The sequence below is a fragment of the Thauera humireducens genome (assembly GCF_001051995.2).
Taxonomy (GTDB): Bacteria; Pseudomonadota; Gammaproteobacteria; order Burkholderiales; family Rhodocyclaceae; genus Thauera; species Thauera humireducens.
Genome location: NZ_CP014646.1, coordinates 2440947 through 2460002, shown reverse-complemented (window position 1 = coordinate 2460002; position 19056 = coordinate 2440947). Strand labels below are relative to the sequence as shown.

Annotated in this window: 30 protein-coding genes; 29 read left to right on the top strand and 1 reads right to left on the bottom strand. The window is 64.1% G+C overall.

What is annotated here, in order from left to right:
- Positions 1-9 precede the first annotated feature (9 nt).
- The 24 genes from rplV (at position 10) to galE (ending at position 11897) form a co-directional block, all read left to right on the top strand.
- On the top strand, positions 10-339 hold the full coding sequence (rplV, locus tag AC731_RS11570; protein WP_004258218.1) for a 50S ribosomal protein L22: 330 nt from the start codon (positions 10-12) through the stop codon (positions 337-339).
- A 9-nt stretch (positions 340-348) separates the two neighbouring features.
- Entirely contained in the window at positions 349-1119 is a 771-nt protein-coding gene (gene rpsC, locus AC731_RS11565) for a 30S ribosomal protein S3 (protein WP_004258219.1), read from the top strand.
- Complete coding sequence (gene rplP / locus AC731_RS11560) at positions 1119-1535, top strand: 50S ribosomal protein L16 (RefSeq protein WP_004258222.1); 417 nt, start codon at positions 1119-1121, stop codon at positions 1533-1535. The genes rpsC and rplP overlap by 1 nt, the downstream gene beginning before the upstream one ends.
- 2 nt (positions 1536-1537) lie before the next feature.
- Positions 1538-1732 carry a 50S ribosomal protein L29 gene (gene rpmC, locus AC731_RS11555; protein ID WP_004258225.1) on the top strand — a complete coding sequence of 65 codons (195 nt, stop codon included), beginning with the start codon at positions 1538-1540 and terminating at the stop codon, positions 1730-1732.
- Positions 1729-1998 carry a 30S ribosomal protein S17 gene (gene rpsQ, locus AC731_RS11550; RefSeq protein ID WP_004258226.1) on the top strand — a complete coding sequence of 90 codons (270 nt, stop codon included), beginning with the start codon at positions 1729-1731 and terminating at the stop codon, positions 1996-1998. Before rpmC ends, rpsQ begins: the two co-directional genes overlap by 4 nt.
- Positions 1999-2150: 152 nt before the next feature.
- Positions 2151-2519, top strand: coding sequence for a 50S ribosomal protein L14 (gene rplN / locus AC731_RS11545; protein ID WP_004258229.1), 369 nt, complete (start codon positions 2151-2153; stop codon positions 2517-2519).
- An 11-nt stretch (positions 2520-2530) separates the two neighbouring features.
- Positions 2531-2848 carry a 50S ribosomal protein L24 gene (gene rplX, locus AC731_RS11540; RefSeq protein ID WP_004258231.1) on the top strand — a complete coding sequence of 106 codons (318 nt, stop codon included), beginning with the start codon at positions 2531-2533 and terminating at the stop codon, positions 2846-2848.
- A gap of 9 nt (positions 2849-2857) precedes the next feature.
- A complete protein-coding gene (gene rplE, locus AC731_RS11535; RefSeq protein ID WP_004258233.1) occupies positions 2858-3397 on the top strand; it encodes a 50S ribosomal protein L5 in 540 nt (179 codons plus the stop codon).
- Between the two features lie 7 nt (positions 3398-3404).
- Positions 3405-3710, top strand: coding sequence for a 30S ribosomal protein S14 (gene rpsN / locus AC731_RS11530; RefSeq protein WP_004258236.1), 306 nt, complete (start codon positions 3405-3407; stop codon positions 3708-3710).
- Positions 3711-3723: 13 nt separating this feature from the next.
- Positions 3724-4119 carry a 30S ribosomal protein S8 gene (gene rpsH, locus AC731_RS11525; RefSeq protein WP_048706205.1) on the top strand — a complete coding sequence of 132 codons (396 nt, stop codon included), beginning with the start codon at positions 3724-3726 and terminating at the stop codon, positions 4117-4119.
- Positions 4120-4129: 10 nt separating this feature from the next.
- Complete coding sequence (gene rplF, locus AC731_RS11520) at positions 4130-4663, top strand: 50S ribosomal protein L6 (RefSeq protein WP_038011369.1); 534 nt, start codon at positions 4130-4132, stop codon at positions 4661-4663.
- 11 nt (positions 4664-4674) lie between these two features.
- Positions 4675-5028, top strand: a complete 354-nt coding sequence (gene rplR / locus AC731_RS11515; protein WP_004258249.1) for a 50S ribosomal protein L18 — start codon at positions 4675-4677, stop codon at positions 5026-5028.
- A gap of 12 nt (positions 5029-5040) precedes the next feature.
- The gene (gene rpsE, locus AC731_RS11510) at positions 5041-5565 is read left to right on the top strand and encodes a 30S ribosomal protein S5 (protein WP_004258252.1); all 525 of its coding nucleotides are present in this window, start codon (positions 5041-5043) and stop codon (positions 5563-5565) included.
- Positions 5566-5568: 3 nt separating this feature from the next.
- On the top strand, positions 5569-5751 hold the full coding sequence (gene rpmD / locus AC731_RS11505; RefSeq protein ID WP_004258273.1) for a 50S ribosomal protein L30: 183 nt from the start codon (positions 5569-5571) through the stop codon (positions 5749-5751).
- A gap of 1 nt (position 5752) precedes the next feature.
- A complete protein-coding gene (gene rplO, locus AC731_RS11500) occupies positions 5753-6190 on the top strand; it encodes a 50S ribosomal protein L15 (RefSeq protein WP_048706202.1) in 438 nt (145 codons plus the stop codon).
- Between the two features lie 14 nt (positions 6191-6204).
- Positions 6205-7530 (top strand): preprotein translocase subunit SecY, encoded by a 1326-nt coding sequence (gene secY / locus AC731_RS11495; RefSeq protein WP_004258275.1) that lies wholly within the window; start codon positions 6205-6207, stop codon positions 7528-7530.
- A 3-nt stretch (positions 7531-7533) separates the two neighbouring features.
- Positions 7534-7752 carry a translation initiation factor IF-1 gene (gene infA, locus AC731_RS11490; RefSeq protein WP_002931617.1) on the top strand — a complete coding sequence of 73 codons (219 nt, stop codon included), beginning with the start codon at positions 7534-7536 and terminating at the stop codon, positions 7750-7752.
- A gap of 24 nt (positions 7753-7776) precedes the next feature.
- Positions 7777-7890 (top strand): 50S ribosomal protein L36, encoded by a 114-nt coding sequence (gene rpmJ / locus AC731_RS19610; protein WP_004258276.1) that lies wholly within the window; start codon positions 7777-7779, stop codon positions 7888-7890.
- Between the two features lie 53 nt (positions 7891-7943).
- Complete coding sequence (gene rpsM, locus AC731_RS11485) at positions 7944-8306, top strand: 30S ribosomal protein S13 (RefSeq protein WP_004258282.1); 363 nt, start codon at positions 7944-7946, stop codon at positions 8304-8306.
- Between the two features lie 12 nt (positions 8307-8318).
- On the top strand, positions 8319-8708 hold the full coding sequence (gene rpsK, locus AC731_RS11480) for a 30S ribosomal protein S11 (RefSeq protein ID WP_002931621.1): 390 nt from the start codon (positions 8319-8321) through the stop codon (positions 8706-8708).
- A 14-nt stretch (positions 8709-8722) separates the two neighbouring features.
- On the top strand, positions 8723-9352 hold the full coding sequence (gene rpsD, locus AC731_RS11475) for a 30S ribosomal protein S4 (protein ID WP_004258287.1): 630 nt from the start codon (positions 8723-8725) through the stop codon (positions 9350-9352).
- 38 nt (positions 9353-9390) lie between these two features.
- Entirely contained in the window at positions 9391-10371 is a 981-nt protein-coding gene (locus AC731_RS11470) for a DNA-directed RNA polymerase subunit alpha (RefSeq protein WP_048710054.1), read from the top strand.
- Positions 10372-10396: 25 nt separating this feature from the next.
- Positions 10397-10792 (top strand): 50S ribosomal protein L17, encoded by a 396-nt coding sequence (gene rplQ / locus AC731_RS11465; protein WP_004258295.1) that lies wholly within the window; start codon positions 10397-10399, stop codon positions 10790-10792.
- Positions 10793-10874: 82 nt separating this feature from the next.
- Positions 10875-11897 (top strand): UDP-glucose 4-epimerase GalE, encoded by a 1023-nt coding sequence (gene galE / locus AC731_RS11460; protein WP_048706191.1) that lies wholly within the window; start codon positions 10875-10877, stop codon positions 11895-11897.
- A gap of 25 nt (positions 11898-11922) precedes the next feature.
- Here galE and uvrA read toward each other — a convergent pair whose 3' ends face one another.
- Complete coding sequence (uvrA, locus tag AC731_RS11455; RefSeq protein WP_048706189.1) at positions 11923-14763, bottom strand: excinuclease ABC subunit UvrA; 2841 nt, start codon at positions 14761-14763, stop codon at positions 11923-11925.
- Positions 14764-14913: 150 nt separating this feature from the next.
- Between uvrA and AC731_RS11450 the strand changes: the two genes are divergently transcribed.
- The 5 genes from AC731_RS11450 (at position 14914) to AC731_RS11430 (ending at position 19033) form a co-directional block, all read left to right on the top strand.
- Entirely contained in the window at positions 14914-16098 is a 1185-nt protein-coding gene (locus AC731_RS11450) for an MFS transporter (RefSeq protein ID WP_048706187.1), read from the top strand.
- A gap of 49 nt (positions 16099-16147) precedes the next feature.
- Complete coding sequence (ssb, locus tag AC731_RS11445) at positions 16148-16639, top strand: single-stranded DNA-binding protein (RefSeq protein ID WP_004258307.1); 492 nt, start codon at positions 16148-16150, stop codon at positions 16637-16639.
- Between the two features lie 109 nt (positions 16640-16748).
- Positions 16749-17714 carry an MBL fold metallo-hydrolase gene (locus AC731_RS11440; protein ID WP_048706185.1) on the top strand — a complete coding sequence of 322 codons (966 nt, stop codon included), beginning with the start codon at positions 16749-16751 and terminating at the stop codon, positions 17712-17714.
- A 16-nt stretch (positions 17715-17730) separates the two neighbouring features.
- Complete coding sequence (locus tag AC731_RS11435; RefSeq protein ID WP_048706183.1) at positions 17731-18585, top strand: tRNA threonylcarbamoyladenosine dehydratase; 855 nt, start codon at positions 17731-17733, stop codon at positions 18583-18585.
- A gap of 58 nt (positions 18586-18643) precedes the next feature.
- Positions 18644-19033: a sirohydrochlorin chelatase gene (locus AC731_RS11430; RefSeq protein ID WP_048706180.1), complete on the top strand. Its 390-nt coding sequence runs from the start codon at positions 18644-18646 to the stop codon at positions 19031-19033.
- The last annotated feature ends 23 nt before the right edge of the window (positions 19034-19056 follow it).

Sequence of the window (19056 nt, the reverse complement as noted above, 5' to 3'; positions counted from 1 at the left end):
GAGGACGACATGGAAACCAAAGCAATTCTCCGTGGCGTACGCCTGTCGGCCCAGAAGGGCCGTCTGGTCGCCGATCTGGTTCGCGGCAAGTCCGTCGAGCAGGCGCTCAACATTCTGGCCTTCTCGCCGAAGAAGGGCGCCAAGATCATCCGCAAGGTGGTCGAGTCCGCAATCGCGAATGCCGAGCACAACGACGGTGCCGATATCGACGCGCTGAAGGTCAAGACCATTCACGTGGAAGAGGGCATGACGCTCAAGCGCTTCACCGCGCGTGCGAAGGGTCGCGGCAACCGCATCCTCAAGCCCACCTGCCACGTCTACGTGACTGTCGGCGAGTAAGGAGTAAACATGGGTCAGAAAATCAATCCCACTGGCTTCCGCCTCGCCGTCACGCGTGACTGGGGTTCGCGCTGGTTCGCTTCCAGCCGCGACTACGCCGGCATGCTGCACGAGGACCTGAAGGTCCGTGAGTACCTCAAGAAGCGTCTGGCGCACGCATCGGTGGGTCGCGTCATCATCGAGCGTCCGGCCAAGAATGCGCGCGTCACGCTGTACAGCGCACGTCCCGGTGTGGTCATCGGCAAGAAGGGTGAAGACATCGAGGCGCTGAAGCGCGACCTGCAGAAGATCGTCGGCGTGCCCGTTCACGTCAACATCGAGGAAGTGCGTAAGCCCGAAGTCGACGCCAAGCTGATCGCCGATTCGATCGCGCAGCAGCTCGAGAAGCGCATCATGTTCCGCCGCGCGATGAAGCGCGCGATGCAGAACGCGATGCGTCTGGGTGCCCAGGGCATCAAGATCATGAGCTCGGGTCGTCTGAATGGTGCCGAAATCGCCCGTACCGAGTGGTATCGCGAAGGCCGTGTGCCGCTGCACACCCTGCGCGCCAACATCGACTACGGTGTTTCGGAAGCGAAGACGACCTACGGCATCATCGGCATCAAGGTTTGGGTGTTCAAGGGCGAGATGCTGGGTCGCAATGAACAGCCGGTTGCTGCCGAGCCGGAAGCCGACAACCGCCGTGGCCGCCGTGGCGCCCCGCGTGATGGCGAAGGCCGTCCGGGTCGTCGTCCCGCCCGTCGTGGCGAAGGCCGGCAAGAAGAAAGCAGGGGTGAATGATGCTGCAGCCGACTAGAAGGAAGTATCGCAAGGAGCAGAAGGGCCGCAACACGGGTATCGCTACCCGTGGTGCGAAGGTGTCCTTCGGCGAATACGGTCTGAAGGCGGTCGGTCGTGGCCGACTGACGGCGCGCCAGATCGAATCCGCGCGTCGCGCGATGACCCGCCACATCAAGCGCGGTGGTCGCATCTGGATCCGTATCTTCCCGGACAAGCCGATCTCGAAGAAGCCCGCCGAAGTTCGTATGGGTAACGGCAAGGGTAACCCGGAGTACTGGGTTGCCGAGATCCAGCCCGGCAAGGTGCTGTATGAAATGGATGGCGTGGACGAGGCCCTCGCTCGTGAAGCATTCCGGCTTGCTGCCGCGAAGCTCCCGATCGAAACGGTGTTCGTCACTCGCATGGTGGGAGCTTGAGCATGAAAGCGAGTGATCTCCGCGCCAAGAGCGCTGATGAGCTGAACACGGAGCTGCTCGACCTGCTGAAGGCGCAGTTTTCGCTGCGCATGCAGCATGCGACGCAGCAGTTGGGCAATACGAGTCAGATCGGGAAGGTTCGTCGCGATATCGCGCGCGTGCGTACCATCCTGCGCGAAAAGGCGGGTCAGCAATGAGCGAGCAAGTTCAAAAGGTTCGTCGCGCGCTGGTTGGGCGTGTGGTGAGCGACAAGATGCAGAAGACCGTGACGGTCCTCGTCGAGAGCCGGGTCAAGCACCCGCTCTACGGCAAGATCATCACGCGTTCGGCGAAGTACCACGCCCACGTCGAAGACGGCGTGGCGGCGGCTGGCGACCTCGTTGAAATCGAGGAATGCCGTCCGATCTCGCGCACCAAGACCTGGCGTGTCGCCAAGGTGCTCGAGAAGGCACGTGTCATCTGAGTAGTGAGTAAGTAGCAAACGAAAAAACAGCTTGGCGCCTTGGTGCCAGGCTGTTATACTTTTGCCTCTTTGCTCCGGGGCTCGCTCGGGGCATCCTACCCTGACGGGTTCCAAGACTGTCCGCACATGCGGGATAAGTTGGAGATATTTTCATGATTCAAATGCAGTCCAGACTGGACGTGGCCGACAACACCGGCGCGCGCTCGGTGATGTGCATCAAGGTCCTGGGTGGTTCCAAGCGCCGCTATGCCGGCATTGGCGACATCATCAAGGTCACCGTGAAAGATGCCGCACCGCGCGGTCGTGTGAAGAAGGGTGACGTCTATAACGCCGTGGTGGTTCGTACTGCCAAGGGTGTTCGTCGTCCTGACGGCTCGCTGGTCAAGTTCGACAACAACGCGGCCGTCCTCCTGAACAACAAGCTTGAGCCGATCGGCACCCGTATCTTCGGGCCGGTGACGCGTGAGCTGCGCTCCGAGCGGTTCATGAAGATCGTCTCGCTGGCGCCTGAAGTGCTCTGAGGAGTCGCTAGATGAACAAGATCCGCAAGGGTGACGAAGTGGTGGTGCTGACGGGCAAGGATCGTGGCCGTCGTGGCACTGTGCTGCGCCGCGTCGATGACGAGCGCGTCGTGGTCGAGGGTGTGAATCGGGTCAAGAAGCATGTGCGCCCGAATCCGCTGAAGGGTGAAGTGGGTGGCATCGTCGAGAAGGAGATGCCGATCCATGTTTCGAACGTCGCGCTGTTCAATCCCGCTACCCAGAAGGGTGATCGCATCGGGATCAAGACGCTTGAAGACGGCCGCAAGGTCCGCTTCTTCAAGTCGAACGGCGAGCTGGTGAACGCCTAAGGAGTGACGATGGCTCGCTTGCAACAGGTTTACAAGGACGAAGTGGCGCCGGCGCTGCAAAAGCAGTTTGGCTACAAGTCCGTGATGGAAGTGCCGCGCATCACCAAGATCACCCTCAACATGGGTGTGGGTGAGGCTGTTGGCGACAAGAAGATTCTCGAGCATGCCATCGGCGACATGACCAAGATTGCTGGTCAGAAGCCGGTTGCCACCAAGGCCCGCAAGTCGATTGCGGGCTTCAAGATTCGTGATGGCTACCCGATCGGTTGCATGGTCACGCTGCGTGGTCCGCGCATGTTCGAGTTCCTGGATCGCTTGGTCACGATCGCGCTGCCGCGTGTTCGCGACTTCCGTGGTATCGGTGCCAAGGGTTTCGACGGTCGTGGCAACTACAACCTCGGCGTCAAGGAACAGATCATCTTCCCGGAAATCGAGTACGACAAGATCGATGCTCTGCGCGGGATGAACATCAGCATCACGACGACGGCGAAGACGGACGAAGAGGCGCGTGCGCTTCTGGGTGCGTTCAAGTTCCCGTTCAAGAATTGAGGGTGATATGGCGAAACTCGCTCTGATCAATCGCGAAGCCAAGCGTGCGAAGCTGGTGGCAAAGTTTGCTGCCAAGCGTGCGGCGCTGGTTGCGCAGGTCCAGGACATGAAGCTGTCCGAAGAAGAACGCATGACGGCTCGTCTTGCGCTGCAGCAGTTGCCGCGCAATGCCAATCCGACGCGTCAGCGCAACCGTTGCGCGCTGACCGGTCGTCCGCGTGGTGTGTTCCGCAAGTTCGGTCTGTGCCGCAACAAGCTGCGTGAGATCGCTTTCCGCGGCGAAGTGCCTGGCATGACCAAGGCGAGCTGGTAAGGAGAATTCGAAGATGAGTATGTCCGATCCCATCGCCGACATGCTGACGCGCATCCGCAATGGCCAACAGGCTCAGAAGGCGTCAGTATCGATGCCGTCGTCGAAGCTGAAGGTCGCGATCGCGAAGGTGCTGCAGGACGAAGGTTATATCGACGGCTTCGCCGTCAATGACGAGGCCGGCAAGGCTACGCTGGACGTGACGCTGAAGTACTACGCGGGTCGTCCGGTGATCGAGCGCATCGAGCGCGTCAGCCGCCCCGGTCTGCGTATCTACAAGGGAAGCGACGAGCTGCCGCGCGTGATGAACGGCCTGGGCGTTGCCATCGTGTCCACCCCGCGTGGTGTGATGACTGACCGTAGCGCGCGTGCGAATCGCGTCGGCGGCGAAGTCATCTGCCTAGTTGCCTAAGGGGGATGCCATGTCTCGTGTAGCTAAGAATCCGGTGGCGATTCCGAGCGGTGTCGAAGTCATGATTTCCGACGCTGAAATCGCCGTGAAGGGCCCGCTGGGCACGCTTCGCCAGCCGCTGACCGGTCAGGTCAGTGTCGAGCGCGAGGGTGACGCGATCGTCTGCAAGGCGCGCGATGGCGTGCCGAATGCGCGCGCGATGTCGGGTACCGTGCGTGCGCTGGTGAACAACATGGTGACGGGCGTGACCAAGGGCTTCGAGCGCAAGCTGACCCTGGTAGGTGTCGGTTATCGTGCGCAGGCTCAGGGTGACAAGCTCAACCTGTCGCTCGGCTTCTCGCATCCGGTCGTCCATCAGATGCCGGCTGGCGTCAAGGTCGAGACACCGACGCAGACCGAGATCCTGATCAAGGGTGTCGACAAGCAGCAGGTTGGCCAGGTCGCGGCCGAGGTGAGGGCCTACCGCTCTCCCGAGCCCTACAAGGGCAAGGGCGTTCGCTATGCGGACGAGGTGGTGGTGCTCAAGGAAACCAAGAAGAAGTAAGGCGGTTCGTCATGAACAAGAAAGAAACTCGTCTTCGCCGTGCGCGCAAAACTCGCGCCAAGCTGGCGGAGCTCAAGGCGGTTCGCCTCGCGGTGTTCCGGTCCAACTGCCATATCTACGCGCAAGTCATCTCGGGCTGCGGCTCGAAGGTTCTCGCCGCCGCGTCGACCGTCGAAGCCGACGTGCGCGCACAGGTGCCGAACGGTGGCAACAAGGCTGCTGCGGAGCTCGTCGGCAAGCTGATCGCCGAGCGCGCCAAGGCTGCTGGGATCGAGCAGGTCGCATTTGACCGCTCCGGCTTCCTGTATCACGGCCGCGTGAAGGCGCTGGCCGAGGCTGCCCGCGAAGGCGGCCTCAAGTTCTAAGCGAGGAATCGAATGGCTAAGCAGCAAACTAAACGCGCGCAAGCCTCCGACGAGCGCGATGACGGCCTGCGGGAGAAGATGGTCGCGATCAATCGCGTGACCAAGGTCGTCAAGGGTGGTCGGATTCTCGGCTTCGCGGCGCTGACCGTGGTCGGCGACGGTGACGGTGCGATCGGCATGGGCAAGGGCAAGTCCCGTGAAGTGCCGGTGGCGGTTCAGAAGGCGATGGACGAGGCGCGTCGCAAGATGCGCAAGGTGTCGCTGAAGAACGGCACCCTGCAGCACACCGTGATCGGCAAGCATGGCGCGTCGTCCGTGCTGATGCAGCCCGCTCCGGCCGGTACCGGCATCATTGCCGGCGGTCCGATGCGTGCCGTGTTCGAGGTGATGGGTGTGACGGACGTGATCTGCAAGTGCATTGGCTCGGCCAATCCTTACAACGTCGTGCGTGCCACCATCAACGGCCTGATGGCGATCAACACCCCGGCGGAGATTGCTGCCAAGCGCGGCAAGTCCGTCGAAGAGATCCTGGGGTAAGCGATGTCGGACAAGAAAATCAAGGTGACGCTCGTCAAGAGCGTGATCGGCACCAAGCAGTCGCACCGCGCCACCGTGCGCGGGCTCGGTCTGCGCCGACTCAACCACACGGTTGAGCTGGCGGATACGCCCGAGGTGCGCGGCATGATCAACAAGGTGTCCTACCTGGTCAAGTGTGAGGGTTGATATGCGCCTGAATACCATCAAGCCCGCAGCTGGCTCCAAGACCGTCGCCAAGCGCGTCGGGCGTGGAATCGGTAGCGGCCTGGGCAAGACTTGCGGCCGTGGCCACAAGGGTCAGAAATCCCGCGCGGGCGGTTTCCACAAGACGGGCTTCGAAGGCGGTCAGATGCCGCTGCAGCGTCGCCTGCCGAAGCGTGGCTTCGTCTCGCTGACGCGTGCCCGCAACGTGGAAGTGCGCCTGTCTGAACTTGCAGCCGTGCCGGTCGAGGAAATCGACCTGCTGACGCTGATGCAGGCAGGTGTGGTTCCGGGCGATGCGCTGTCCGCGAAGGTCGTTCTGTCGGGCGAGATCAACCGCAAGGTTGTGCTGCGCGGCGTCGGTGCGACCAAGGGTGCCAAGGCAGCGATCGAAGCTGCCGGCGGTTCCGTGTCGGCTGAGTAATAAAGGGACAGGCTGTGGCTACTCCTTCTGCCACGCTGGGCAATCCGGGGCGGTTCGGCGACCTCAAGCGTCGCCTTCTGTTCCTGCTGGGCGCGCTCATCGTCTATCGTTTGGGTGCGCACATCCCCGTCCCGGGTATCGATCCCGAGCGGCTGGCTGAGCTGTTCCAGTCGCAGGCGGGCGGCATTCTCGGCGTCTTCAACCTGTTCTCGGGTGGCGCGCTGTCGCGCTTCACGATCTTCGCCCTGGGCATCATGCCCTACATCTCGGCCTCCATCATCATGCAACTGATGACGGTGGCGGTGCCTACGCTGGAGGCGCTCAAGAAGGAGGGTGAGGCGGGGCGTCGGAAGATCACCCAGTACACGCGCTACGGTACGCTCGTGCTGGCCTTCGCGCAGTCGCTGGGTATCGCGATCGCGCTTGAAGGGCAGCCTGGCCTCGTGCTGGAACCGGGACTCATGTTCCGTTTCGTCACCGTCGCCACGCTCGTCACGGGGACGATGTTCCTGATGTGGCTGGGCGAGCAGATTACGGAACGTGGCATCGGCAACGGTATCTCGATCATCATCTTCGCAGGCATCGCAGCAGGCTTGCCGAGTGCGATCGGTGGTCTGTTCGAACTGGTTCGGACTGGGTCGATGCATCCTTTCACCGCGCTGTTCATCTGCGTGCTGGTGGCGCTGGTGACGGGCTTCGTGGTGTTCGTGGAGCGGGGGCAGCGGAAGATCCTGGTGAATTACGCCAAGCGGCAGGTCGGCAACAAGGTTTACGGTGGTCAGAGTTCCCACCTGCCTCTGAAGCTGAACATGTCCGGCGTGATTCCGCCGATCTTCGCGTCGAGCATCATCCTGTTCCCGGCGACGCTGGGGCAGTGGTTCGGCTCTTCCGAGGGGATGTACTGGCTGCGGGACATCGCATCCACGTTGTCTCCGGGGCAACCGATCTACGTGATGCTGTACGCGCTGGCGATCGTGTTCTTCTGCTTCTTTTACACGGCGCTGGTGTTCAACGCTCGCGAGACGGCCGACAATCTGAAGAAGAGTGGGGCGTTCGTTCCGGGGATCCGCCCGGGCGATCAGACCGCTCGCTACATTGACAAGATTCTCATGCGGCTGACGCTGGCCGGCGCGGTGTACATCACCCTGGTCTGCCTGCTGCCCGAGTTCCTGATCCTGAAGTGGAACGTGCCGTTCTACTTCGGTGGCACCTCCCTGCTGATCATCGTGGTCGTCACGATGGACTTTATGGCACAGGTTCAGGCGTTCGTGATGTCGCACCAGTACGAGAGTCTGCTGAAGAAGGCGAACTTCAAGGGGGCCGGTCTCCCGACCCGGTAAGACATGGCCAAGGAAGATGTCATCGAGATGCAGGGCGAGGTCACGGAAAACCTCCCCAACGCAACGTTCCGCGTAAGGCTCGAGAACGGACACATGGTCCTCGGCCACATCTCCGGCAAGATGCGCATGCATTACATCCGCATCCTCCCTGGAGACAAGGTTACGGTGCAGTTGACCCCTTACGACCTGACCAAGGGCCGGATCGTGTTCCGGACCAAGTGAGAATAGAGAAACAGGAGCAAGAACATGCGAGTCCAGGCTTCAGTCAAGCGGCTTTGCCGCAATTGCAAGATCATCCGCCGCAAAGGTGTCGTTCGCGTCATCTGCACCGATCCGCGGCATAAGCAGCGCCAGGGTTGATTAAGTCAACTCTAGCTATTAAAATTTAATGTTTCGCGTTTTGGGGTAGACGGATGGCCCGTATTGCTGGGGTAAACATTCCCAATCACAAGCACGCCGAGATCGCGTTGACCGCAATCTTTGGGATCGGCCGTACGCGTGCTCAGAAGATTTGCGACGCCGCAGGCATCGTTCGCTCGACGAAGATCAAGGATCTGACCGAGTCGGACATGGAAAAGCTGCGTGACGAAGTCGGTCGTTTCGTTGTTGAGGGCGATCTGCGTCGTGAAGTGACGATGAACATCAAGCGACTGATGGACCTGGGCTGCTATCGCGGCGTGCGTCATCGTCGCGGCCTGCCGCTGCGGGGTCAGCGCACTCGTACGAATGCGCGTACCCGCAAAGGTCCCCGCAAGGCGATCGCCGGCAAGAAGTAATAGGAACCGATAATGGCTAAGACTGGAACGAAGGTTCGTAAGAAGGTCAAGAAGAACGTGGCTGAGGGTATCGCCCACGTTCACGCGAGCTTCAATAATACGATCATCACCATCACCGACCGTCAGGGCAATGCTCTCTCGTGGGCAACGTCCGGCGGCGCTGGCTTCAAGGGCTCGCGCAAGAGCACGCCGTTCGCTGCGCAGGTAGCGGCCGAAGCGGCTGGCAAGGTCGCGCAGGAATGCGGCATCAAGAACCTGGAAGTGCGTATCAAGGGCCCCGGTCCGGGTCGCGAGTCTTCCGTTCGCGCGCTGAACGCGCTGGGGATCAAGATTTCCAGCATCACGGACATCACCCCCATCCCGCATAACGGCTGCCGTCCGCCGAAAAAGCGCCGTATCTGACAAGGAGTTGATAAGTGGCTCGTAATCTCGATCCCAAGTGCCGTCAGTGCCGTCGCGAAGGCGAAAAGCTGTTTCTGAAGGGCGAAAAGTGTTTCACCGACAAGTGCGCCATCGAGCGCCGTGCCTACGCGCCTGGCCAACACGGCCAGCGCTCGGGTCAGCGTCTGTCGGGTTATGGCGTGCAGCTGCGTGAAAAGCAGAAGATCCGTCGTCTTTATGGCGTGCTCGAGCGCCAGTTCCGCAAGGTCTACGCCGAGGCGGACCGTCGTCGCGGTCAGACCGGTGAGAACCTGCTGCAACTGCTCGAGGGTCGTCTGGACTCTGTTGCGTATCGCATGGGTTTCGGCGCTTCGCGTGCCGAGGCGCGTCAGGTCGTGCGTCACAATGGCGTGCTGGTGAATGGCAAGCGCGTGAACATCCCGTCGTACGTCGTGCGTCCGGGTGATGTTGTCGAGCTGACCGAACGTGCGCGTGGTCACCTGCGGGTCAAGGCTGCGCTGGAAGCGGCTGCTTCGCGTGGCTTCCCCGAGTGGCTGGATGTCGACACGAAGGCCGGTAAGGGCGTTTTCAAGGCCTACCCGGTTCGTTCCGAACTGCCGCCCACGATCAATGAAGGCCTGGTGGTGGAACTGTACTCCCGTTAATCGGGGGCTGATCCTCTTCTAGTTCCGAGGGAATGCTGATGCAAAGCAATGCACTGCTGAAACCGCGCATCATCGACGTCCAGAGCACCTCGCCGGTACAGGCGAGGGTGACGATGGAGCCGTTCGAGCGGGGTTTCGGTCACACGCTGGGGAATGCGCTGAGGCGCATCCTCCTGTCGTCGCTGCCCGGTCATGCACCGACCGAAGTGACGATCGAGGGAGTCCTCCATGAGTACTCCACGCTGGATGGCGTCCGCGAAGACATCGTCGATCTGCTGTTGAACCTCAAGGGTGTGGTGTTCAAGCTGCATAACCGTAGCGAAGTCACCCTGCGTCTGGCCAAGTCGGGCGAAGGCGTCGTTACGGCGGCCGACATCGAGCTGGGTCATGACGTCGAGATCATCAACCCCGACCACGTCATCGCGCACATCGCGCCTGGCGGCACGCTGGACATGCAGATCAAGGTCGAGGAAGGTCGCGGCTACGTGCCTGGCAACGTCCGTCCGGTCAATGCCGAAAGCAAGGCGATCGGTCACATCGTCCTTGATGCGTCGTTTGGCCCGGTGCGTCGCGTCAGCTATCTGGTCGAGAGCGCTCGCGTCGAGCAACGCACTGACCTGGATCGTCTGGTCATCGACATCGAAACCAATGGTGCCGTGGATCCCGAGCAGGCCATCCGCTACGCTGCGCGCGTGCTGATGGACCAACTGTCGGTGTTCGCCGAGCTGGAAGGCACGGCTGCGCCGCAGGTGACGAAGCCCGAGGTCACGATCGATCCGGTGCTGCTGCGTCCGGTCGACGATCTGGAACTGACGGTGCGTTCGGCCAACTGCCTGAAGGCCGAGAACATCTACTACATCGGCGATCTGATTCAGCGTACCGAGACGGAACTGCTGAAGACCCCGAACCTGGGTCGCAAGTCGCTGAACGAGATCAAGGAAGTGCTGGCCTCGCGCGGTCTCACCCTTGGCATGAAACTGGAAAACTGGCCGCCGGCCGGGCTTGAGAAGCTCGGTTGAGACGCCGGGCAAGTGAGGAATTGAAATGCGTCACCGTAATGGTCTTCGCAAGCTGAATCGTACCAGCAGCCACCGCCAGGCGATGTTCCGCAACATGGCCAACTCGCTGCTGCGTCACGAAGTGATCAAGACGACCCTGCCGAAGGCGAAGGAACTTCGCCGCGTGGTGGAGCCGATGATCACCCTGGGCAAGAAGCCCAGCCTGTCCAACCGCCGTCTGGCGTTCAACCGTCTTCGCGACCGCGATATGGTCGTGAAGCTGTTCGACGAACTGGGCCCGCGCTACGCCACCCGCAATGGCGGCTATCTGCGCATCCTGAAGTGCGGGTTCCGCGATGGCGACAACGCCCCGATGGCGTTTGTCGAACTGCTGGATCGCCCGGATGGGGAAGCGGTCGACGTGGAAGGCGAAGCGGCCTGAGTCGGGTCGTGAAGTAGAGGAAACCGGGCAATCGCCCGGTTTTTTTTCGCCTGCGGTTAGTGTGGTGGTGGAGAGGCACGAAATGGCTGTGACGTTGGTTACCGGTGGAGCGGGTTACATCGGCTCGCATACGTGTGTGGAGTTGCTCAGTGCGGGGCAAGACGTTGTGATCGTCGACGACTTGTCCAACGCGTCGCCGGAGGCGGTGCGGAGGATCGAGGAGCTGGCCGGGCGTCGATTGCGCGCCTTCATCCGCGGCGATGTCCGTGATCGCAGGTTGATGGGTGAGGTGTTTGCCACGCACGAGATCGACGCGGTCGTTCACTTCGCGGCGAAGAAGGCGGTCGGTGAGTCGGTCGCGCAGCCGCTCGCCTACTATGACAACAACCTGAACGGATTGCTCGCGGTGCTGCAGGCGATGGAGGCCGCAGGCTGCCGGAAGCTCGTGTTCAGTTCGTCGGCGACCGTATACGGTGACCCGGCGAGCGTGCCGATTGACGAAAGCTTCCCGACCGCGGCGGCAAATCCATACGGCTGGACAAAGCTCATGGGGGAGCAGATGCTGCGCGACCTCGGCGCTGCTGACCCGCGCTGGCATATCGTGCTCCTGCGCTACTTCAACCCGGTCGGAGCGCACGCCAGCGGCCGCATCGGGGAGGATCCGGACGGGCTTCCGAACAACCTGATGCCCTACGTCAGCCAGGTCGCGGTGGGGCGTTTGCCACGCTTTCGGGTCTTCGGCGACGACTATCCGACGCCGGACGGTACCGGCGTGCGCGATTACATCCACGTCGTCGATCTGGCGCTGGGGCATCTGCGCGCGCTCGAGCGCATCGACACCTTGGCGGGCGTGACGACGCTCAACCTCGGAACCGGAAGGGGCTACAGCGTGCTGGAGATGGTGCGCGCTTTCGAGAAGGCGTCGGGCCGGCCGGTGCCGTTCGATATCGTCGCGCGCCGCCCCGGGGATGTCGCGGCCTGCTGGGCGGATCCGGCGCGGGCGCAGTCGGTGCTCGGCTGGCGCGCTGAGCGAGATCTGGATGCGATGTGCGCGGATGCGTGGCGTTGGCAGAGCATGAATCCGCTCGGTTACCGCAAGACCTGAAACGCGCCTGACCCGCGGGCTTGGGTCAGGCGTGTGCAGCGCCGCCGCCGGCAAGGGCCTTGGCGAGGTAGCGGCCCGTGTGGCTCTGCGGATGCGCTGCGACACTTTCCGGTGTGCCGCAGGCGACCACAGTGCCGCCGCGGGCGCCCCCCTCGGGGCCCATGTCGATGATCCAGTCGGCGGTCTTGATGACGTCGAGGTTGTGCTCGATGACGACGATGGTGTTGCCGTTGTCGCGCAGGCGGTGCAGGACCTTCAGCAGCAGTTCGATGTCCTGGAAGTGCAGGCCCGTGGTGGGTTCGTCGAGGATGTAGAGCGTGCGGCCGGTGTCGCGCTTCGAGAGCTCGAGCGCGAGCTTCACACGCTGGGCTTCGCCACCTGACAGCGTCGTGGCGCTCTGGCCCAGGCGAATGTAGCCGAGGCCGACGTCCATCAGGGTTTCGAGCTTGCGTGCGACGGTCGTCACGGGGGCGAAGAACTCCAGTGCCTGCTCGACCGTCATCTCCAGCACTTCCTGGATGCTGCGGCCCTTGTAGCGGATTTCGAGGGTCTCGCGGTTGTAGCGCTTCCCGTGGCAGACGTCGCAGGGCACGTACATGTCGGGCAGGAAGTGCATCTCGACCTTGATCAGGCCGTCGCCCTGGCAGGCCTCGCAACGGCCGCCGCGGACGTTGAAGGAGAACCGTCCCGGTCCGTAGCCCCGTGCGCGCGCCTCCGGCACGCCGGCGAACAGTTCGCGGATCGGTGTCAGCAGGCCGGTGTAGGTGGCGGGGTTGGATCGCGGAGTGCGGCCGATCGGGGACTGGTCGACATTGATGACCTTGTCGAAGGCGTCGAGGCCCTCGATGGCTTCGTGCGGGGCCGGTTCGGTGGCGGATTTGTACAGCTGGCGCGAGGCGGCGGCGGCCAAGGTGTCGTTGATCAGGGTCGACTTGCCCGATCCCGATACGCCGGTGACGCAGGTCAGCAGACCCAGTGGCAGCGACACCTCCACGTTCTTCAGGTTGTTGCCGCGGGCGCCGATGATGCGCAACTGGCGCGTCTCGTCGGGCGCAGTGCGGCGTGACGGGACGGCGATGGCACGACGCCCGGAGAGATAGTCGCCCGTGACGGAGGATGGATCGGCAATGACCTCGGCCGGGGTGCCGTGCGCGATGACGTGGCCGCCGTGCTCGCCTGCGCCGGGCCCCATGTCGACGAGATAGTCGGCGCTGCGGATCGCATCCTCGTCGTGCTCGACGACGATCACGGTGTTGCCGAGGTCGCGGAGTTGCGCCAGGGTCGCCAGCAGGCGGTCATTGTCGCGCTGGTGCAGGCCGATCGAGGGTTCGTCGAGGACGTACATGACGCCGGTCAGGCCTGAGCCGATCTGGCTGGCGAGGCGGATGCGCTGGGCCTCGCCCCCCGACAGGGTGTCGGCGGAACGGTCGAGCGACAGGTAGTCGAGGCCGACGTTGATCAGGAAGCTCAGGCGGTCGGCGATCTCCTTGACGATCTTGTCGGCGACCTGGGCGCGCGCGCCGCTCAGGTTCAGGCCGGCAAAGAAGTCGCGGCATTCGCCGAGCGGCAGATGCCCCACCTCGTGCAGTGCACGCCCGCCAATGAGCACGTGGCGCGCCTCGCTGCGCAGCCGGCTGCCATGGCAGCTGGGGCAGGGCTGGGTCGCGCGGTACTTGGTCAGTTCCTCGCGCACCGCGATCGAGTCGGTCTCGCGGAAGCGCCGCTCGAGGTTGGGAATGATGCCCTCGAAGGGGTGCTCCTTGAGCACCATGCGGCCGTTGTCCGCCATGTAGCGGAAGGCGATCTTCTCCTTGCCCGAACCGTGCAGCACGACCCCGCGTACGCGCTCTGGCAGGGTCTCGAACGCAGCCTCGATGTCGAAGGCGTAATGCGCTGCCAAGCTGGCCAGCATCTGGAAGTAGAACTGGTTGCGACGGTCCCAGCCGCGGATCGCGCCCGCTGCCAGCGACAGCTCGGGGTGGGCGACCACGCGCGCCGGATCGAAGAAATCGACCTGACCCAGGCCGTCGCATTTGGGACAGGCGCCGGCCGGATTGTTGAACGAGAACAGCCGCGGTTCGAGTTCGGCGAGCGCGAAGCTGCACACCGGACAGGCGAAGCGGGCCGAGAACAGGTGCTCGCGGCCGGAGTCCATCTCGACCGCGATCGCGCGTCCGTCGGCATGCGTCAGCGCGGTCTCGAAGGACTCGGCGATGCGTCCGCGTACGTCGTCGCGCACCTTCAGGCGGTCGATGACGACCTCGACGTCGTGGCGCCGGCCCTTCTCCAGCGGCGGCATCGCATCGAGCTCCATCACTTCGCCATCGACGCGTACGCGCACGAAACCCTGGGCGCGCAGGTCGGCGAAGAGGTCGTGCTGCTCGCCCTTGCGGCCCGCCACGACCGGCGCCAGGATCATCAGCCGTGTCTCGGCGGGCAGCGCCAGCACGTGGTCCACCATCTGTGCCACGCTCTGCGCTTCCAGCGCGTGCTCGGGGTGATCCGGGCAGTGCGGCGTGCCGGCGCGGGCGTAGAGCAGGCGCAGGTAGTCGTGGATCTCGGTCACCGTGCCGACCGTGGAGCGCGGGTTGTGGCTGGTGGCCTTCTGCTCGATCGAGATCGCCGGCGACAGACCCTCGATCAGGTCCACGTCCGGCTTTTCCATCAGCTGCAGGAACTGGCGCGCATACGCCGACAGCGACTCGACGTAGCGGCGCTGCCCTTCGGCGTAGAGCGTGTCGAACGCCAGCGAAGACTTTCCCGAGCCCGACAGCCCGGTGATCACCGTCAGCCGGTTGCGCGGCAGATCGATGTTGATGTTCTTCAGGTTGTGGGTTCGGGCACCGCGGATGCGGATCTCGTCCATGGCGGCAGGGCTGGCGGTAGGTAACCCGAAACTATAAGAGAGAACGCCTGTCCGGGCCAACGCAATCCGTGAGCCAAGGGTGGGGAAATGTTAGAATTCGCCGCTTTATCGCAACCGGCCTTTTGCATGTCCGTTCCGTCGCGAGATCCGATGACTTCCGCCGAACGTCGCGCAGGCATGAGCCTGGCCGCGATCTTCGCGCTGCGCATGCTCGGCCTGTTCCTGATCCTGCCGGTGTTCGCGGTGCACGCGGCGGGCATCCCGGGCGGTGACAATCTGACGCTGGTGGGTCTGGCGATCGGCGCCTACGGGCTCACCCAGGCCTGCCTGCAGATCGCCTATGGTGCCGCGTCCGACCGGTTCGGTCGCAAGCCGGTCATCGTCTTCGGCCTCGTGCTGTTCGTGCTCGGCAGCGTTGTGGCAGCCCTGGCCGACAGCATCCACATGATCATCGCCGGGCGTGTGCTGCAGGGCGCGGGTGCCATCTCGGCCGCCGTCACCGCCCTGGCCGCCGATCTCACGCGCGACCAGCATCGCACCAAGGTCATGGCGATGATCGGGTCTTCGATCGGCCTGGTGTTCGCGCTGTCGATGGTGGCGGCGCCGCTGCTGTATGCCGCCATCGGCATGGACGGAATCTTCTGGCTGACGGCGGTGCTCGCATTCGGTGCGATTGGCGTGCTGCTGTGGGTCGTGCCGGAGGCGCCGCCGGTGCCGCGTTCCAACGGCGGACGCTTCATCGACGTGCTGCGCGATGGCCAGCTGATGCGGCTGAACTTCGGCGTGTTCGCGCTGCACCTGATCCAGACCACGATGTGGGTGATGGTGCCGGCCGCGCTGGTGTCGAGCGGCGGCCTGCCGGTGCCCGAGCACTGGAAGGTCTACCTGCCGGCGGTGCTGCTGTCCTTCGTCGTCATGGTGCCGGCGGTGATCATTGCCGAACGCCGCAACCTGATGAAACCGGTGTTCAATGCCGCGGTCGGATTGCTGGCACTGGTTCAGTTCGGACTGTGGCTGATCGGTGATGGGCTGATACCATTGGCATTGTTGCTGACGCTCTTCTTCGTCGCCTTCAATGTGCTCGAGGCGACGCAGCCGTCGTGGATTTCGCGCATCGCGCCCGCGCATGCGAAGGGCACCGCGCTCGGGGTCTACAACACCCTGCAGTCCGTCGGCCTGTTCCTCGGTGGCCTGCTCGGCGGCTGGCTGGGGCAGCGTTTCGGCGCGGGTGCCGTCAGCCTGTTCTGCGGCGTGCTGGCGCTGGCCTGGCTGGTGCTGTCGACCAGCATGAACCCGCCGCCGCTGCGTGTCGTACCCGCACCGACGCGGGACTGAATTTTTCGCTGCGCATCGCGCAGCCACTTGCACACCTAGGAGAAACCCGATGGCATCCGTCAACAAAGTCATCCTGATCGGCAACCTCGGCGCCGATCCCGAAAGCCGCTTCGCACCGTCCGGCGACGCCATCTGCAACATCCGCCTGGCGACCACCGAGAACTGGCGCGACAAGAACACCGGCGAACGCCGCGAAGCCACCGAGTGGCATCGTGTGACGTTCTACGGCAAGCTCGCCGAGATCGCCGGCCAGTATCTGCGCAAGGGCAGCCAGGTCTACATCGAAGGTAGCCTGCGCACCCGCAAGTGGCAGGACCAGAGCGGTCAGGATCGCTACACCACCGAGATCCGCGCCGACGAGATGAAGATGCTCGGCCGCCGCGAAGGCGGTGACGCGCCGATGCGCGGCAACGACGGCGGCTACGACGCTCCCGCAGCGGCCCCGCGCCAGCAGGCTCCGGCTGCCGCGCCGCGTCCGCAGTCGCAGCCTGCGCCGTCCTCGTCTGGCTTCGGTGATTTCGACGACGACATCCCGTTCTGACACGAGTGCGCTGCACAACGTGACGTGTGTCCGGGGCGCGGGCGTATCTCGCGCCTAGGATTGAATTTGGGCGTTCGAACCCAAAGTTGCGGTACGAGGAGGGAGAACAATGAACGAACTCATCAGCCAGTCCGACGGCATTTATGCCCTCGAATCCGGCTATGGCCGGCCGCTGCTGGCCGCCATCCATATCGTGGTCGAGGAGGGGCGGGCGGCGGTCGTCGATACCGGCAGCAACGACTCCGTGCCGCGCGTGCTCTCGGCACTCGCTGCGCTGGGCATCCCGCCGGAGAACGTCGACTGGGTCATGCTGACCCACATCCACCTCGATCATGCCGGGGGGGGCGGCAGCCTGATGTGTGCGCTGCCCAATGCGAAGCTGCTGGTGCACCCGCGCGGCGTGCGTCACATGGTCGATCCGAGCAAACTGTGGGAAGGCACTTCGGCCGTCTACGGCGCCGAGCGCGCCTATCAGCTGTATGGCCGGCTGGTGCCGGTGTCCGCCGAGCGCATCGTGCCCGCGACCGACGGGCTGGAGCTGCGCCTGGCCAGCCGTCGCTTCCGCGTCTTCGACACCCCGGGTCATGCGCGCCACCACATCTGCATCTGGGACAACACCGCCCGCGCCTTCTTCACCGGTGATACCTTCGGCCTGTCCTATCGCGAACTCGATGTGGACGGGCGCGCCTTCGTCGTGCCGACCACGACGCCGACGCAGTTCGATCCGCAGGCGATGCACGAGTCGATCGACCGCATGATGGCCATGCAGCCGCAGGCCATGTACCTGACCCACTACAGCCGCGTCACCGACGTGCCGCGCCTCGCGGCCGATCTCCATCGCCTGATCGATGCCATGGTCGCTGTGGCGCAGGCTGCGCGTGGCGACGGTGTCGCACGCCACGTCGAGATCCTCGCCGGTCTCGAACAGGTGATGCGCGAGGAGACCGACCGCCAGAAATGGGCGCTCGACGAGGAGCAGACGCTCGAGCTGCTGCGCATGGACCTCGAACTCAATGCGCAGGGTCTGGGCGTGTGGCTCGACAGCCAGCGCGCCGTCGAAGCCCAGCCGGCCTGAGCAGGGCCGCTGCCCGATGTCGCCGGTCCCCGCCTTGCCTGCCACTGCGTCCGATTTGCCTGAGGTCGATGCCGAGCGCCGCTTCGGCGGCATCGATCGTCTCTATGGCCAAGGGGCGGCGCACGCGCTGGCCGCGTCGCATGCCTGCGTGATCGGGATCGGCGGCGTCGGCTCCTGGGCGGCGGAGGGGCTTGCCCGCAGCGGCGTGGGGCGCCTCACGCTGATCGACCTCGACCACGTTGCCGAGTCCAACATCAATCGACAGGTGCATGCGCTCGACACCACGCTGGGCCAGGCCAAGGTGCAGGCGATGGCCGCGCGTATCGCGGCCTTCAGCCCGCACTGCCGTGTCGACACGGTCGAGGACTTCCTGACGGTCGAGAACGCCGGGGCCCTGCTGCACGGCTTCGACGTCGTCGTCGATGCCATCGACAACGTCCGCGCCAAGGTGGCGATCGCCGCCACCTGCCGCGCGCGCGCGCTGCCGCTGGTCATGGCCGGCGGCGCCGGGGGCAAGCTCGATCCGGCGCAGATCCGTGTGGATGATCTGGCCCGCACGCTGCAGGATCCGCTGCTGTCGAAGGTGCGTGCGCGTCTGCGCAAGGAGCATGGCTTCACGCGCGACCCGAAGAAGCGGTTCGGCATCGAGGCGGTGTTTTCCACCGAACCGCTGCGCTATCCTGCCGCGAGCGCCTGCGACGTCGGCGAGATCGCGGCAGCGGACGCGCCAGCCACGCGGCGCGGCCTCCACGGGCTGGCCTGTGCCGGCTACGGCTCGAGCATGGCCATGACCGCAAGCGTCGGGCTGTTCTGTGTGTCGCGTGCCATCGAGCACCTGCTGCGCGCGGGGCGGGCACGGCTGGCCGGTTGAGGATCACGAACGATCACGGGTTCCGCGAGTCGGAGCTCACTTTGACCGGAGTTGAAGCATGAGCCAGACCTCGCCTACCGAATCTTCTGCCGTGGTGCTGTTCGGCCATGGTGCGCGCGATCCCGAATGGGCCGGACCGATGCGGCGCATCCGTGAGCGCATGCTCGCCCAGCCCGACGCGACTCCGGTTGAACTCGCCTTCCTCGAGTTCATGCAACCCACGCTGCCCGAGGCCGTCGCCACGCTGGCGGCCGCCGGAGCGCGCCACATTGCGGTCGTGCCGATCTTCCTGGCGCAGGGCGGCCACCTCAAGCGCGACCTGCCGCTGCTGCTGGACGAGGTGCGGCAGGCGCATCCCCAGTGCGCGATCACGCTCGCGACGGCGGCCGGCGAGGCCGAACCGGTTGTCGCCGCAATGGCCGATTACGCGCGCAGCTGCGTTTCCTGAGCGCTGACTGCGCTGGGCGCGCG

Coding starts and splice junctions, on each gene's coding strand:
- rplV (WP_004258218.1), top strand. CDS start 10: ATGGAAACCAAAGCAATTCTCCGTGGCGTACGCCTGTCGGCCCAGAAG.
- rpsC (WP_004258219.1), top strand. CDS start 349: ATGGGTCAGAAAATCAATCCCACTGGCTTCCGCCTCGCCGTCACGCGT.
- rplP (WP_004258222.1), top strand. CDS start 1,119: ATGCTGCAGCCGACTAGAAGGAAGTATCGCAAGGAGCAGAAGGGCCGC.
- rpmC (WP_004258225.1), top strand. CDS start 1,538: ATGAAAGCGAGTGATCTCCGCGCCAAGAGCGCTGATGAGCTGAACACG.
- rpsQ (WP_004258226.1), top strand. CDS start 1,729: ATGAGCGAGCAAGTTCAAAAGGTTCGTCGCGCGCTGGTTGGGCGTGTG.
- rplN (WP_004258229.1), top strand. CDS start 2,151: ATGATTCAAATGCAGTCCAGACTGGACGTGGCCGACAACACCGGCGCG.
- rplX (WP_004258231.1), top strand. CDS start 2,531: ATGAACAAGATCCGCAAGGGTGACGAAGTGGTGGTGCTGACGGGCAAG.
- rplE (WP_004258233.1), top strand. CDS start 2,858: ATGGCTCGCTTGCAACAGGTTTACAAGGACGAAGTGGCGCCGGCGCTG.
- rpsN (WP_004258236.1), top strand. CDS start 3,405: ATGGCGAAACTCGCTCTGATCAATCGCGAAGCCAAGCGTGCGAAGCTG.
- rpsH (WP_048706205.1), top strand. CDS start 3,724: ATGAGTATGTCCGATCCCATCGCCGACATGCTGACGCGCATCCGCAAT.
- rplF (WP_038011369.1), top strand. CDS start 4,130: ATGTCTCGTGTAGCTAAGAATCCGGTGGCGATTCCGAGCGGTGTCGAA.
- rplR (WP_004258249.1), top strand. CDS start 4,675: ATGAACAAGAAAGAAACTCGTCTTCGCCGTGCGCGCAAAACTCGCGCC.
- rpsE (WP_004258252.1), top strand. CDS start 5,041: ATGGCTAAGCAGCAAACTAAACGCGCGCAAGCCTCCGACGAGCGCGAT.
- rpmD (WP_004258273.1), top strand. CDS start 5,569: ATGTCGGACAAGAAAATCAAGGTGACGCTCGTCAAGAGCGTGATCGGC.
- rplO (WP_048706202.1), top strand. CDS start 5,753: ATGCGCCTGAATACCATCAAGCCCGCAGCTGGCTCCAAGACCGTCGCC.
- infA (WP_002931617.1), top strand. CDS start 7,534: ATGGCCAAGGAAGATGTCATCGAGATGCAGGGCGAGGTCACGGAAAAC.
- rpmJ (WP_004258276.1), top strand. CDS start 7,777: ATGCGAGTCCAGGCTTCAGTCAAGCGGCTTTGCCGCAATTGCAAGATC.
- rpsM (WP_004258282.1), top strand. CDS start 7,944: ATGGCCCGTATTGCTGGGGTAAACATTCCCAATCACAAGCACGCCGAG.
- rpsK (WP_002931621.1), top strand. CDS start 8,319: ATGGCTAAGACTGGAACGAAGGTTCGTAAGAAGGTCAAGAAGAACGTG.
- AC731_RS11470 (WP_048710054.1), top strand. CDS start 9,391: ATGCAAAGCAATGCACTGCTGAAACCGCGCATCATCGACGTCCAGAGC.
- rplQ (WP_004258295.1), top strand. CDS start 10,397: ATGCGTCACCGTAATGGTCTTCGCAAGCTGAATCGTACCAGCAGCCAC.
- galE (WP_048706191.1), top strand. CDS start 10,875: ATGGCTGTGACGTTGGTTACCGGTGGAGCGGGTTACATCGGCTCGCAT.
- uvrA (WP_048706189.1), bottom strand. CDS start 14,763: ATGGACGAGATCCGCATCCGCGGTGCCCGAACCCACAACCTGAAGAAC.
- AC731_RS11450 (WP_048706187.1), top strand. CDS start 14,914: ATGACTTCCGCCGAACGTCGCGCAGGCATGAGCCTGGCCGCGATCTTC.
- ssb (WP_004258307.1), top strand. CDS start 16,148: ATGGCATCCGTCAACAAAGTCATCCTGATCGGCAACCTCGGCGCCGAT.
- AC731_RS11440 (WP_048706185.1), top strand. CDS start 16,749: ATGAACGAACTCATCAGCCAGTCCGACGGCATTTATGCCCTCGAATCC.
- AC731_RS11435 (WP_048706183.1), top strand. CDS start 17,731: ATGTCGCCGGTCCCCGCCTTGCCTGCCACTGCGTCCGATTTGCCTGAG.
- AC731_RS11430 (WP_048706180.1), top strand. CDS start 18,644: ATGAGCCAGACCTCGCCTACCGAATCTTCTGCCGTGGTGCTGTTCGGC.